This is a genomic window from Legionella geestiana (genome assembly GCF_004571195.1).
Lineage (GTDB): Bacteria > Pseudomonadota > Gammaproteobacteria > Legionellales > Legionellaceae > Legionella_B > Legionella_B geestiana.
The window spans coordinates 130519-145289 of sequence record NZ_CP038271.1; the positions used below are offsets into that span (position 1 = coordinate 130519).

The window sequence follows — 14771 nt, forward strand, 5'->3', positions numbered from 1 at the left end:
CGCCAATCAGGAAATCTGGCAGGACAAGTTGGTTTTAGGTTTAAACAGATCGGGGTTATTGGTTTTAATCTTAAGCGCTTCTTCTGCCGGTAGTTGCACTCCAAGAAACTTGATATCAACATGGCAAGTTCGCTTTTCGCCTCCGTCTGTTGAAGGTATTCTCATCACAAAATTCAGTGATAAATCAATGTGATTGAAGTATTCCTTAAAAAAACCGTCTTTTTTTTGGGCGACCTTTTTTTCTCCAATGGCGGAGTTCCAGATTAATTGAAGTTCATTTTCCAACGATGCTACGCCATCACTCAGTATGTGAAGCCTAATACTCTCCATAGGCAGTCCATCAATGCTGGTGATTCTTATATTGCCATTTATTCCCGGAAAAATTTCATAAAGTCTCTCTGACTTGGCAAAAGCGAAAGCGTCTCGCAATATACGCACTTGAGTATCGCGAGTATCCAGCTCCCTGGCAAAATCCTGACGTTCGACTGATAGCACTTCATGTGCACTGGCTGACATATCACTCTCCCTGTTTATATGATTCGGTCTGATGGTATATTTTAAAGAAAGATAGATCAAGAGTGGGGCTGTTCATTATTTCTGCCGGCACCAGAGCTATTTAGAGTGTATTGGAGCGCTTTTTTTAGCGGTTCAGGCCACAACGGTATGATAGCATCGTCATCAAACTCACCACACCCGATGCCGCAATGGCCATAGTGGACTCAATGGCCACTGCATTACGGTCAGGTCAAACGGATTCAGTCACGTGGGCAGGTTGAATCCGTTTGAGCCCCCCCCAAGTCTGATTATCTACACAAGATCTCAAGCGTTTTAAGGGCCGAGATATTGCTATCAGGCCTTAAAACAACACCAATCGAACTTTTAGTTATCTTTTTACACAAAGAAAATTGACAAGCAACTTAAGGCAAAGTTATAGTTTACGCACCAAATGTTCATTAATGAATCAAATAATGCAGTCAGAGGTGGTTATGTTGAAAAAATTAGTGTTACTAACAACGTTGCCCATGGCAGCATTTGCATTCGATTCGGGGCCAATCACGCGTGAAAACAGGCTAATATTGTACAGCGAAAGCGGTCCAATAGACAGTTTTGAATTTACTCTTGCACCTCAGTCGATGGTGCAAGATACATACAATCAGACATTCGAGCCATATTCTGTGTATCCAATGAAAGCGTGGCACGGCCTTACATCAAATTTCTATCGCTATACACGCTGGGATGAGAATATGGGCTACATGACGTATTATAAAGCAATTATCACCGTTTGGCTTCCCAGAAAAAACAATTCCAAAGTTGCGGATTGGGCAAAGGTTCAACAAACAGCGGTGATGAATGGTAATAATAATGGAAAGGTATACGCAAGCGTTGCCGGCAGTAGCGTTGCAAGCGCGCCTGAGCAGCTGAATTTTGCTTTTATGGGGCAACTAAGGATAGGAAATTATATCTGTGACAATGTCATTATTGCACAAGGACATAGCCGTGCAGCATCGAGTAATAATTGGTGGATTTACAGTAATTATTGGCCCAAAAATGCTGATGGTACACCTAAAAAATTCGCATACCACAAAAATCGCATAAAATGTGTTTCAGGAGATGAAGAAAAGCTTTTTCGGGTAAAGCCTTATGCCTTCCCAAATGTATTCAGACTGTCTCCAGTTCACGCTTGAGGTGCAATCGGTGGGCTGGGTTGAGTGCCGCGAAGCCCGGCATCGGGTATCGCTGTTGGCCGGATGTTTTTTTCGTGCATCTTATCCCGCGCTTATCAGCGCAGGCTACGGCGCTTTTTTCGAATAACTTATTGTATATAAAAGATTTTTTGTAGGCTGGGCTGAGCACGGCGAAGCCCGGCATCGGGTATCCCCAAAGGCCGGATGTTTTTTTCGTGCATCCTGTCCCGCGCTTATCAGCGCAGGCTACGGTATTTTATTGATAAAACAACAACTTACAAGTGGCAACGGTCTTGAGCCAAGAACTCAAGGCAGTTAAGTCTGATTATCACAATAATCAGACTTAAGATGAATGAATACTTCGCGAATTCAATTTGTAAGTGCAATCGCTCTTCTTTTAAAATATCTCTGCCGGAGCTGTAAAAATTTCCTAACAATTACCAATTAACTTTACCCAATATTGTTATCTAAGAAATTTAAAAGTTCTTTTACAACCTCATTAGGAGATTCGCGCTGTAGCATATGACCGCAATTTAGAAAAGTTATACGATTTACATTTTTAATTACAGAAGCAAGAAGTTGCGAATCTTCTTTTGTAACAACAAGTTCATTAATTCCCGACATAATTAAAGTTGGCACACTGATTTTATTAATATAAGACTGTGCATCATATTGTTTACATAATATAGCTTGTTGAAGTATCGAATGTATAGTTTGAGATTGACCAGCGAGCTCTGGCATTTGTTTTTGTAGCTTATCAAAATCGTTTTTTGCGTCATCGAGTAACAAGTCAAGATAGCCATTCCCAGCGATATTCATGGTTAATAAGGAAGATAATAAGCTTAAGCTTCTTATTTTTCTTGGATAATGTGCAGCAAAATACTGTGCTATAAATCCTCCCATTGAATGACCAATAATATGAGCGGATTGTATTTCGAGATGTGTTAATAAGGAGTTTAAATCACTTGCTAACAATTTCGGTGTGTAATCATCATACACTGAAGCATCACTTTGTCCTATTCCTCTATTATCATAAGTAATCACTTGATAACGACAGCTAAGAGGCTCAACAACATCATCCCAAACTTGATGATCACAAAAACCGCCAGAAATTAATACTATAGGGTCTCCTTTTCCTAGCACTTTAAAGAATATCGTTGTCTCATCCTCACATTTAAATTTAGGCATACAAATTCTTTATTTAATTTTCTTCAAATCGTTGATTGTGTGCTTGAGTTTGTTAAATAGAGCCTGCTATTCGCTGCACACAAGCACACAATGCCCCTCAAAACGCCACATTTTCGCTTCTCATCATGAAATGAGGACACGCCCTAACAAAAACCACTTAACACTATCTTCCCTCGCGCTTTTCCACTTTCAAGCAGCGCATGCGCCTTGCAGAGATTCAGCGCGTTGATAACGCCCATGTTTTCAGCGAGTGTCGTATGCAGGGTTTGGTTATCAACCATTTCAGCCACGCTTTTGAGAATCTCATGCTGACGAATCATGTCATTGGTTTTAAACATGGAGCGCGTGTACATCATTTCCCAGTGAATGGAAATGCTTTTAAGCTTGAAGATTTTAAAATCCACCTGTTGCGGATCGTCAATCAGTGCAAATTTTCCCTGAGGCTTCAGGATGTCTACCAGCGCCGCTGCGTGCTCATCAGTGTGCGTCAGGCTGATAACATAATCAACTGCAGGTATATTCAGGACAGCAAGCTGTGCTTTCATGTCTTCATTATGATTAATGACATGGTGCGCGCCATTTTCCAGAATCCACTTCACGGATTCGGCTCTTGAAGCTGTGCCGATTACCGTTAAACTGGTTAGTCTGCGCGCTAGCTGTACGAGAATGGAGCCGACACCGCCGGCGGCACCGGTAATCAGCAACGTGCCTTTTTCGTCTGGTGGTACCTGTAAACGGTCAAACAGGAGCTCCCATGCAGTCAGGCTGGTTAATGGCAACGCTGCCGCTTCCTCAAAAGTAAGGGATTGTGGCTTTTTGGATGCAATGCGCTCATCCACGAGGTGATATTCACTGTTGCACCCTGGTCGCGTCAGGTCGCCCGCGTACCAGACTTCATCGCCGGGCTTAAAGAGCGTCACCAAAGGCCCCACTGCCACGACCACGCCTGCCGCATCCCAACCGAGGACTTTAGGAAAGCCTTCAGGAGGAGATACATTGCGACGGATTTTGGTATCGATGGGATTCACTGCAATAGCGCGAATTTCCACGAGAATATCATGCCCTTCAGCGACCGGTATTGGCAATTCGACATCGATAAGTGCATCCTGCTCCGTGATGGGAAGCGATTTGTAATAGCCTGTTGCTTTCATGATGCCACTCCTTTGCGTGCTGGCCGTAATAAAAAATCGACGCACTCCCTTGAATGTGATAATGTCACGATTATCCTAAAAAGATAAGGGAAGGTTTGCATGTTTCGCGATAGAAGCGCTTGTATGAGTATGTTTGGAGGCTACCATGTTTACGGTCCCCCTGTATATACAATGGCCGTAATACCAAATAACCTGACCGAGGCGTCATCAACAGAATTTACAAGAATGAAGGTTAATTTTGAGGAACTGCAGGTGCCTGTGCAAACGGTAGAGCCAGCTCCCACAGAAGACGCTGAACAAACAGCAATTTCGGTTTCATCGCTGCGTTAAACTGATTTATCCCCTTGGTATACAACAGATATATGTCAGGTAACATGAAAAACATCAAACATTTTATTGCCCTTCTCATTTTCTGCAGTCGCTGGCTGCAGGCGCCGCTGTACCTTGGCCTGATTGGAATCCTATGCGCCTATGCGTATCGCTTTATAGCTGAACTTTTTACCTTGATTGGTCACATGAACGCACTGGGTGACAGTGAAATCATGCTCGGCGTGCTCGATTTGATTGATGTGGTCATGATTGCCAACCTGCTCATTATGGTGATTATGGGTGGCTATGAAACCTTCGTGTCTCGCCTGAATCTTCAATCGCATCCTGACCAGCCCGAATGGCTTGACCATCTTGATGCTGGCGCCATGAAAATTAAACTGGCGCTCGCGCTGGTGGGGATTTCTTCGATTCATCTTCTGCGAACCTTTATCGATCCGGCTAAAGCCGGCTTTGATAATGTTCTCTGGCAGGTGGTCATTCATATTACCCTTCTTGTCTCGGCACTTGCCATTGCATGGACAAACCGACTTCTGGCGGTAGAGAAGGCAACCCACTGACCGTTTATGCAATCTTGTCAATCCATTAAAAGCGTCTATGTTGCCAAGCCGGAATGCCTGCCTGCCCTGCAGCAGGAAATAGGCAGGTGCTTTACTGTAAAAGACAGTCTTTTATTTTCCGCTGAACCCGCAATTGAGGCCTGCTTTGCGCTCGACATCTGGGAGGATATCGAGGTTCTGCCTTTTGCCTCCATCTCTGAGGCGGCACGTATTCTGCGCGCTCATGGCAGATTCTGGTATTTTCACCCACTGGAATATGTGCGGCGCGGTCGTCTAATTGAAGAGCAATTGCCAAAATTGCCTGAGTTACACACACCCTTCAGGCCTGATATTCAGGTGCCAGCCATAGGCGCTTTCACGCTTATCGACAGAAATACCCTGCTCCTCGCAACCAAACGCCTCAAAAAATGGCCCGATGGCAAGAGTTTTTTTGTGGAGGATCGTGTCAATCCGCCGAATCGCGCTTATCTTAAGCTCTGGGAAGCACTATTTGTTATGGGACGAAGCCCGGAAAAAGGTGCGCGGGTATTTGACCTTGGCGCATCTCCTGGGGGATGGACGTGGGTTATGCAAAGTCTTGGCGCGCAGGTTACGGCGGTCGACAAGGCAGCACTTGACCCCAAAATTGCCGCCCTTCCCGGCGTGACCTGTCTGCAACAGAGCGCATTTTCGATTGAACCAGCCACCTTAACTGAAAAAGTAGACTGGGTTCTCTCAGACATTGCCTGTTACCCCGCAAGAGCCCTTCAATTGATAGAAAAGTGGATAGACAGCGAGCGCGCAGGCAACCTTATCTTTACCATCAAACTTCAGGGAGAAACTGATTTTACCGTGTTGAACACGCTCAGAAAGATACCAAACGCCCGTGTATTAAATCTCTACTGGAATAAACACGAAGCGACTTTTTTGTATCCAGTTCCCTAGGGTCTGTTGACAATTGGTGACACGGCTGCAAACCACGTCAATTTGTCCAAATTTAACCTTGAGTTCGTTAAATAGAGCCGGCTATTCGCCTCACTCAAGATAAAATTTGGCCTAAATTAACGTGATTTTCGCTTCGCACCACCAAATGTCAACAGACCCTAAGCTCATTGATTTTTCATGCACAAAACAGCACCTTGCAGAAATTCTCTCCTGAAAATGCATGCCAACCGTTTTTTAATCATCAAAACAGACCATACCTGAAGGCGTAACAGCCTCTTGACACGCGTTAAAGCATCCGTGAAGATGTCTATGATTTCTGCAGGAGTGCCATCATGAAACGTACCATGATTATTGCTGGCATGCTGCTCACTGGCAGCATCAGCGCCTTTGCCAAACCCACTCAACCATTCGTGCATCAGCCAAACGCGACTGAGACCGTGAAGCTTCAGCCGGTGAGTGCTCAAAAACCCTGTAAAAGCTGGGAAGATACGCGCTTTGATACGCTCTATGAGCGCATTGCCAAAACCCTCGAGGGCAACCAGAGGCCCCCTCGTTTATCGCCTTAAACCAGTGCGCGCCAGCTCGGCATTACTGAAATCATCAACAGCAATGACCTGCTGGCGCAAACGCTCTACTTCTCGCAGGCGGTGGCCTTCATCGTCATCGAGAATCCCTTTTTTAACGGCATCGTCAATCTGTTCAAGCAGCACAAGCCCATCAACTTTTCCTTCACGGTGCGCTCGCACGACACGTTTCTCAAGGTCTTCCACCGCACATAATGCGTGAAATGTCGCCTCCAGTCTGCCAAGCGGACAGTTCTCAAGGGGTTCGGAAAAGACATGGCGTGTCAGACGGGCACGTGTGTGATTGGGACGCGTCAGTATATTTGCAAGCACTTTCCCAAGGGCATCAGAGGGGCCATGCTCACGCACGCCAAAAGGCTGCAACAGTAGTCGTAACAGCGGACGCGCCCACTTGACAGGGTAGTTACGAATACAGACACTAAGCGCCTTATCGTATTCCTGAAACAGCTGCTGGCAGGACCAGTGGACAAGGGGTAAATCACCATCCGGCTCGCCGTCTGTGTGAAAACGCTTTAATACGGCAGATGCGAGATACATGGTGCTAAGCATGTCACCAAGGCGTGCCGAGGTGCTTTCGCGCCGCTTTAGACTGCCACCAAGGAGTGCCATTGACAGATCAGAAAGGAGCGCAAAATTCGCACTTTTACGTCTCAGTTTTTGAAAGTAACGTCCGGTCTTGCCGCCGGGCACATGACTGCCTCGACCATCCGTGAAGTGATAGCAAATCGTTTGCATAAGATTAGAGAACACAAATCCCACATGCCCCCAGAATGCCTTGTCAAAATCCTGAAGCCTGCCTTCTCGAAGCGCTTCCATTTCACGAAACACATATGGATGACAGCGGATGGCGCCCTGTCCGAAAATAATCAGACAACGTGTGAGAATGTTTGCGCCCTCAACGGTAATGGCAATAGGAGCACTCTGATAACCGCGGCCAAGGTAATTGTTTGGGCCAAGGCAAATGCCCTTCCCCCCATGGATGTCCATGGCATCGCAGGATATGCGGCGCGCACGCTCGGTGGTGTGGTATTTGAGAATGGCCCCTGCCACTGCCGGCTTGGCTCCCTGATCAATGGCCGCACAGGCCATGGTAAGCCCTGCGTCAAGCAGATAGGCATTGCCGGCAATGCGCGCCAGGGGTTCTTCAATACCCTCAAACTGGCTGATGGCCACATTAAACTGGCGACGTACCCGTGCGTACGCGCCACAGGCCAGTGCTGCCGCCTGGACGCCGCCACTGGCACTGGAAGGCAGACTGATGGCACGTCCGGCGCTCAGGCATTCCATCAGCATGCGCCAGCCATGGCCGGCCATTTCCGTGCCTCCAATCAGGCAGTCTATTGGCACAAACACGTCTTTTCCTGAAGTCGGGCCATTCATGAAGGCTATGTTCAGAGGAAAGTGTCTTCGTCCACGTATTACACCTTTGGTATCCGCCGGAATCAGTGCACAGCTGATACCGACATCAGTACCTTTTCCGAGAATATTTTCGGGGTCATAAAGCCGAAACGCGAGTCCTATCACGGTGGCTACCGGACACAGCGTAATATAACGCTTGTTCCATGTCAGGCGAATACCGGTAATCATTTTTCCATCCACTTCCTGACGGCACACGACCCCGGTATCGGGGAGTGAGGCTGCATCCGAACCGGCGTTTGGACCCGTCAATGCAAAACATGGAATTTCACGACCATCCGCGAGGCGCGGCAGATAATAGTTTTTTTGCTCTTCAGTACCATATTTGAGCAGAAGCTCAGCAGGCCCCAGTGAATTTGGGACCGCCACCGTAGTGGCCGCACTGGCTGAGCGGCCATAGAGAGTAACCAGCACGGACATCTGCGCTGTGGCTGAAAACTCAAGACCTCCATAGCGTTTCGGAATAATCATTCCTAGAAATCCGTTCTCGCGAATATACGTCCACACCTCAGCGGGTAAATCGGTCAGCTCATGCGTGATTTCCCATTCATCCAGCATGCGACAGAGAGTTTTGAGCGGACCGTCTATAAACGCCTGCTCTTCGGGCGTAAACGCAACCGCACGGTGGCGCAGAAGTGCGCCAAAATCAGGGTCACCACTGAAAAGGTCACCCTCCCAGCTGACAGTGCCTGCTTCAAGCGCTTCACGCTCAGTGTCAGACATGGAAGGAGCGGCTTTTCTCGCCTGATTAAAAAACAGCCGGGTAATCAGATTGCGTCGGATAATCGGGATGGAGAAAACCACGAGCACAAGCAGTATCACGCACATGACAGTCATTGCCGCGTGCCCGGGCTCTGAAAAAAAAGTGAGCAGCAGGAAGTAAGCGGCTGTTGCAAGTGTAAAAACAACCATGCTCGCCCTTCGGGCAATCAAAAACATCAGAGCGACTATACCCGCGATACCAAGCATCCTTTTCTCCTTTCAACCACCAGTTTTAAATACAGCACGCCGTAAACCTCAGACCGCAACATTTGCAGTTTGCATCATAAAACGAGAACTCACCTGTTAAATATAGCATCTATGCCTGTCAGAATCTCTTGAGCCGCAAGCTTTGGGTGCTCCATCGGAAACATGTGCGTCCCCTTTGTGACAACCGATGGAATATTAAAGTATTTTTGCATGTAACGTCTGTCAAAGGGTGTGACAACGTTACTCTCTGAGCCGCAAATCAAAAGCCCTGGTATCTTAAGTGCCTTTTCGTGGCGCGGGAGAATGTGCGGAATGGTACGAAAAATCCGGTATTCAACGCCCGGGTCAAAACGCAGGCTGTATCCGTTCTCATCGTGCTGCATGCCAAATTCTATATAATCGTTCAAGCATTCGGGCGCAAAGCGGCGAAAAAGCTCACGGGATTTAAGGTAGTTTTCAGCCTCGCGGCGTGTAGGCCAGTGCACGCGCCTGAGGCGCGTACGGTGCGCGGGCGTGATTCGGTCAATAAGTCCAAGCACCTTGGCGATATGGACTACATTCGATTTGAGACGACCTGGCAGCGGTGAGTCGAGCATGATTATGGCCTTAAAACGCTCAGGCTCCTCGATTGCGGCAAGCAGACTAAGTACGCCACCAAGCGAATGCCCGACGGCGATGACTGGCTCGTTACTCTGGTCGCGAACGCTCTGCAGTACTTCAAGCGCCAGCGCATCCCAGTTGTCAGCAACCGGGAAACGAGGGTCATGCCCCACCTGGTCAATATCAATAACGGTGTACGCCTTGCGCAGGCCATCAAGCATGGCCCGGTAACAGGAAGAAGGAAAGCCGTTTCCGTGCGCAAAATGAATAATGTGCTTCACCCGAGTGCGATTCCCATACTTTCACGCTTAAGTGCGATGGCCCCAAAAAAGAAATAAATTGCAAATATGCACACCATTAAAAACCCTATGCCAGGAAAATAGATGTTCAGTGCAATTAACGTCATGAAGGCGAGCATTGCCGGAGTTACTGCGACCATCACAAGGCGTGAGGCCACCGGCCATGTCAGCTGAAAGCGCAGAAAAAGGGATGACATCAGCTGTCCAATGAGGCTGACAGACAGCATCATTAACAAAAAGAAAAAGTAAATGACACCGACAAGAATCGGGTAAATGGTAATCATTGAAAACCACTTAATGCTGCCAAGACCACTCTGATCCGCCCAGTCCTTAACGACAAACATCTGACTGCCTGCATCATCAAGCGGCAGCTGAATTTCACGTGCGGCTCCATATTCAAGCGGGAAATTATCAAAAAAATGAGGTTGGGGAAATTGCAGCATAAGGCGGTTTTTAGTGACCAGAAAAGTGGTTCCGGGGTCTGTATCTGAAAAACTGGTGATTTTACCGGTGGTATCGATAACTCCAACCACCTTGCCATCTTCACCCGTAATACGCCATGGCATGGGTCTGTCTACCACAACACTTCCATTCTGTATGTAAAGTGGCGGTAGGCTTTCGAGGGGCTTTAAAACGGTATTATCAAAGTAGGCATTGAAGCGCACGCCAACATGAACCGCTACCGGAATGGCAGCAACAGCAGTGAGCAGCAGGAAATAAACAAGCCCAAGCCCCTTCCAGCGCTTGCCGACATCGACATAAAGGCGTGGCGAAAAAAAAGACATCCATACTGCCTGCCAGTAACTGTAAACCGGCGCATCCGCATCGCGTAATGCTGTCACGTTGGTGTTCATGCTTTTCTCCTCTGCACCAATGTGCCAGTATATCTTTAAATACAGTATCTATTCACCATATTTTGAATGCTTTAGGGGAAAAGTCAGATTTGAGCACAGGTTGTGCGAACGCATTACAAAAAAAGCGCAGCATACACCGGTATGTGAGTAGTTTTTTGTAATGCGTTCGCACAAGATGCGCCAAATATGGCTTTTCGGTTAACGTGGTGAATGGTTACCAAATACATACCATTGCATCTGCCAAGGAGCACCTTTATGCTGGCTGCAGAAATCCTGGCTCCAGGGCCTGAGAATGAAATATGCCTCATGGAAAAACCGAGACCGGTCTGTGGTGCGCATGAGGTGCTCATCCGAGTAGAAGCGTTTGGCGTAAACCGTGCCGACATCCTGCAGCGGCAGGGTAAATATCCGCCACCTCCGGGGAGTGTCAGTACACCAGGGCTTGAGTGTGCGGGCAGGATTGCGGCAGTTGGTGAAAATGTTTGCAACTTCTCAGAGAATGACGCGGTATTTGCACTTGTTGCAGCCGGAGCCTGTGCGGAATACTGCCTTGCCGATGCCCGCCTTGTGCGCCCGATTCCACGCGGATGGTCGTTTATCGAGGCCGCGGCCCTTGCCGAGGCGCTGGTCACCGCGCACGCTACGGTTTTTGAGCTCGGCGCGCTTAAATCCGGGGAAACACTGCTCATGCATGGCGCTGGCAGCGGCATCACCTCCCTTGCCATACAGATGGCGCGCCTCATTGGGGCGCAAATCATTACAACGGCCAACCATCCCGAAAAATGTGAAAAAGCACTCCAGTATGGTGCACACCGTGCCATCAATCATACAACTGAGGATTTTCTGAGCCTCTGCGGAGAATCATCCGTAGACGTTGCTGTGGATTTCATCGGTGGTGATTACGTCGATAAACACCTCCGACTGCTGAAGTCGTGCGGGCGTCTCATACAAATTGCCTGTATGCAAAACCACCAGTGCACGTTTAACCTCGCGCGTCTGGTGCAAAAACGCCTGTGCCTGCAGGGGTTTGTCCTGCGTTCTCAGGCGGCAGACGAAAAAGCCATGCTCTTTACGCGCGCCATCAACCGATGGTGGCCGGCCCTGCAGGAAGGCGCCATTAAGCCGGTAATCGATGCAGTATTTCCGTTTGACGAACTGGCGTCGGCGCATCAACGCCTGCAAGACAGTCGGCATTTTGGAAAAATCATTGTATGCCCGCCCCTTCGCAGCTCTTAAAACAGGCATTTCGGCTGACAATACACTACACTGAAAACAGAAACATCTTAATGAAGGTTGGTTTGCGCTTGTCCATGAGGTCGCCTTCAATATAACGGAAACGACTTTGAGAGCAACGGATGCTACAGCCAGCATGGTCTGGTATAACCTTGCAGTCATAGTCCTCTACGCGACAAGCGGGTTTTTGGGGCTGATGCTTTCTGTGCCACCGGGTTATGCCACTGCAATATGGGCCCCTTCCGGGATTGCCTTGAGTGCCCTTCTTGTCTGGGGATTACGGGCATTGCCCGGTGTTTTTCTCGGCTCGCTAATCCTGAATACCTGTGTCAGTTTTCAGCTTTCCGGCCAATTAATCGATGGCACCAATATCGCGGCGGGTCTCATAACCGGAACCGGCGCCAGCCTTCAGGCGGCATTTGGCTACTGGCTTGTGAAGCGCTTTGTGGGTTTTGACAACCCGCTGCACCTGCCTCGCGACATTCTGGTGTTCGCCATGCTGACAGGCCCCGTATCTTCCGTTGTTGCCACTACCTTCAGCAACACGGGCCTTTATCTGATTGGCAAGATAAGTGCCGAAAACCTTCCCACTAACTTGTTTACATGGTGGACGGGCGACAGCATCGGCATTCTCCTTTTTACCCCAATTTTTCTTATCGCATTTGCTGAACCCGCAAAAATCTGGCGAAGTCGGATTCTTCCGGTGCTTTGTCCGTTGTGCCTGACGTTTTTAATTGTAATAGTCGCACACATTTTTTACAGAAACGCAGAATTTGAACGTGTACAAACAAAGTTTGAGGCCACAGCCCGCCACCAGTTTGACAGGCTTCAGGAGCTGCAGGATTTAAGTACCGTTAAAACGCTCAATCCTGACATCATGAAAGCCCTTTTTGATAATTTCAGCCATTTTTCAAGCCTCAGCATCTTTGCAGGCAAGACCCCCCTCTTTGTGTGGAATTCGCCTGAATCCGCGGCCGAAAAAAAACTGTTTACGCTAACACTGCAGCACATCACTTCCGGAAAAACCATAACTTTTCATGTTCGTTCTTCCCCAAATTACATGGGCAGTGAATATTCATGGTATGTCTGGTCATCACTTGCCGCAACCCTGTTCTTTTGTGCCCTGATGAGCATAACGCTGCAGATACTCTATGGTCAGCGTTACCTGCTGCAATACCTTGCAGATGCCAAAACGCTGCAATTACGCACGGAAAAAGCCAAAAACATGCTGTTACTTAATGCCGCAGGTGAGGGGATACTCTGGATTGACACGGATTATCGCATTACCTTTGTGAATCCCTCGGCAGAACGCATGCTCCAGTATTCCTGTGAGGCTCTGCGCGATGAACCACTGGCAGTTATCCTGCATCAAAATGCGGCGGCACCCTCCGCTCCTGAGGCACCTTTTTACCGCGCCATCCATGAAAAAACGCTCATACGTGAGCGTGAGGCCATGTTTCTTAAAAATGACAATGAAACCTTATGGGTTGAGTATACCTGTATCCCGATAGTGATTGAAAAAACGGTAAGAGGAGCTGCGATTATTTTCAGCGATATCAGTGAGCGGGTTGAAACTGAAAATCAGCTGCAGCAGCTCGCCCACAACGACGCACTAACAGGCCTTCCTAATCGCACGAGTTTTTTCAGACAAATGGAGCTTGCCATTGCGCGCGCCCAGCGTAACAAGACCCGTTTTGGCGTGTGTTTTATGGATGCTGATAATTTCAAATTGATAAACGACACCTGGGGACACGCTTACGGTGATAAACTGCTGACAGAATTGCCGCATATTCTCTCACCCCACCTGCGAGATGTTGATTTTCTAGCGCGTATTGGCGGTGATGAGTTTGGTCTTATATTCGAAGATGTAAATACTCATGAAGATATTGTCATTATTATCCATCGCATCCTTGAAACTTTCAAAAAACCGCTCAAAATTCGTGATGAACAGGTTAAAACCTCACTCAGCATCGGCGTTGCCATGTACCCTGAGGATGGTATTAATCCTGAAACCCTCGTTCGTCATGCAGATTTGGCCATGTATCAGGCTAAAAAAACGGGAAAATCCACCTACAGTTTTTATACGCCCGGCATTCATTCAAACGGGAATGAAAACCAGAGTATCAGTGCGGAAATGAGTCGCGCTATCGATGATGAAGATTTTACGCTCTACTACCAGCCGATTATTCATGCCAAAACTGGAGAAATTACCGGCATTGAAGCACTCCTTCGCTGGCACGGCGATACCCTGAGCCTGCTGCCGTTGAGAAAATCTATTCGGTTCGCTGAAGACCGCGGCTATATTCACACCCTTGGCAACCGCATTCTGGAGAAAGCCCTTCAGGAGTATCAGGATATTATTCAGATAAACCCGAATATCCCACTTTCCGTTAATCTTTCGGTCAAACAGGTTACGGCTCCTGGGTTTGCAGAGCGCATCGAGCAGCTTTTGACGAAATATTCCATCAGCCCGGGGCAGCTTGCCTTTGAATTGACGGAAACCGCGTTTATAGAAAATCTCGAAAGCGTACTGGAAGTCATGCGCGGATTAAAAAGCCTTGGTATAGCGTTCTCTCTGGATGATTTTGGGGTGGGTGCTTCCTCGATTCATCTCCTGAAAAAACTGCCGTTGTCGAGCGTTAAAATAGACAGCTCTTTTGTTGGTGCCATCGAAATCAGCGAAGATGATGCAACGCTCGTCTTAAGTGCAATACAACTATCACACGCTCTTGGTTTTAAGACGGTTGCAGAAGGTGTTGAAAAAGACGCTCAGGCAGTAATGCTTCGTGAATGGGGGTGCAACAGCATTCAGGGGCATTTTTACGCAGAACCCATGCCGCTTCAAGAACTTTTGAAATGGATACGAAACCACTCACAAAAATCAGAAAGCCCTTGAGTACTTCATGTTTCACAACTCACCTAAGCTATAACTTGTCATCAACCGCGTATTAACGCATTATCTCGCCAGACAGGGTGTGGAC

The 14771-nt window shown here is 47.9% G+C and carries 12 protein-coding genes; 6 read left to right on the plus strand and 6 right to left on the minus strand.

Annotated elements, in window-relative coordinates; genetic code table 11:
• Positions 1-6: 6 nt before the first annotated feature.
• Positions 7-516 (minus strand): hypothetical protein, encoded by a 510-nt coding sequence (locus tag E4T54_RS00625; RefSeq protein ID WP_028386540.1) that lies wholly within the window; start codon positions 514-516, stop codon positions 7-9.
• A 452-nt stretch (positions 517-968) separates the two neighbouring features.
• Between E4T54_RS00625 and E4T54_RS00630 the strand changes: the two genes are divergently transcribed.
• On the plus strand, positions 969-1685 hold the full coding sequence (locus E4T54_RS00630) for a hypothetical protein (protein WP_028386541.1): 717 nt from the start codon (positions 969-971) through the stop codon (positions 1683-1685).
• 450 nt (positions 1686-2135) lie between these two features.
• Here E4T54_RS00630 and E4T54_RS00635 read toward each other — a convergent pair whose 3' ends face one another.
• Both E4T54_RS00635 and E4T54_RS00640 read right to left on the minus strand, forming a co-directional pair.
• Positions 2136-2873: an alpha/beta fold hydrolase gene (locus E4T54_RS00635; RefSeq protein WP_051550923.1), complete on the minus strand. Its 738-nt coding sequence runs from the start codon at positions 2871-2873 to the stop codon at positions 2136-2138.
• Positions 2874-3016: 143 nt separating this feature from the next.
• Positions 3017-4024 (minus strand): zinc-binding alcohol dehydrogenase family protein, encoded by a 1008-nt coding sequence (locus tag E4T54_RS00640; RefSeq protein ID WP_028386542.1) that lies wholly within the window; start codon positions 4022-4024, stop codon positions 3017-3019.
• 374 nt (positions 4025-4398) lie between these two features.
• On the opposite strand from E4T54_RS00640, the gene E4T54_RS00645 reads away from it, so the two are divergent.
• The 3 genes from E4T54_RS00645 to E4T54_RS00655 all read left to right on the plus strand — a co-directional run bounded on the left by E4T54_RS00645 (position 4399) and on the right by E4T54_RS00655 (position 6401).
• Complete coding sequence (locus tag E4T54_RS00645) at positions 4399-4911, plus strand: TIGR00645 family protein (RefSeq protein ID WP_028386544.1); 513 nt, start codon at positions 4399-4401, stop codon at positions 4909-4911.
• Positions 4912-4917: 6 nt separating this feature from the next.
• Positions 4918-5835 (plus strand): SAM-dependent methyltransferase, encoded by a 918-nt coding sequence (locus E4T54_RS00650; RefSeq protein WP_028386545.1) that lies wholly within the window; start codon positions 4918-4920, stop codon positions 5833-5835.
• Between the two features lie 332 nt (positions 5836-6167).
• Positions 6168-6401: a hypothetical protein gene (locus E4T54_RS00655; protein WP_028386546.1), complete on the plus strand. Its 234-nt coding sequence runs from the start codon at positions 6168-6170 to the stop codon at positions 6399-6401.
• On the opposite strand, the gene E4T54_RS00660 is transcribed toward E4T54_RS00655, so the two are convergent.
• The 3 genes from E4T54_RS00660 to E4T54_RS00670 form a co-directional block, all read right to left on the minus strand.
• Entirely contained in the window at positions 6390-8804 is a 2415-nt protein-coding gene (locus tag E4T54_RS00660) for an acyl-CoA dehydrogenase (RefSeq protein WP_035902318.1), read from the minus strand. The two genes, E4T54_RS00655 and E4T54_RS00660, sit on opposite strands and share 12 nt — an antisense overlap.
• 89 nt (positions 8805-8893) lie before the next feature.
• Positions 8894-9685, minus strand: coding sequence for an alpha/beta fold hydrolase (locus E4T54_RS00665; RefSeq protein ID WP_028386547.1), 792 nt, complete (start codon positions 9683-9685; stop codon positions 8894-8896).
• On the minus strand, positions 9682-10557 hold the full coding sequence (locus E4T54_RS00670; RefSeq protein WP_028386548.1) for a DUF1189 family protein: 876 nt from the start codon (positions 10555-10557) through the stop codon (positions 9682-9684). The genes E4T54_RS00665 and E4T54_RS00670 overlap by 4 nt, the downstream gene beginning before the upstream one ends.
• Before the next feature lie 255 nt (positions 10558-10812).
• Between E4T54_RS00670 and E4T54_RS00675 the strand changes: the two genes are divergently transcribed.
• On the plus strand, positions 10813-11793 hold the full coding sequence (locus E4T54_RS00675; protein ID WP_028386549.1) for an NAD(P)H-quinone oxidoreductase: 981 nt from the start codon (positions 10813-10815) through the stop codon (positions 11791-11793).
• A gap of 106 nt (positions 11794-11899) precedes the next feature.
• The gene (locus tag E4T54_RS00680) at positions 11900-14686 is read left to right on the plus strand and encodes a bifunctional diguanylate cyclase/phosphodiesterase (RefSeq protein WP_147278593.1); all 2787 of its coding nucleotides are present in this window, start codon (positions 11900-11902) and stop codon (positions 14684-14686) included.
• Positions 14687-14771 lie beyond the last annotated feature (85 nt).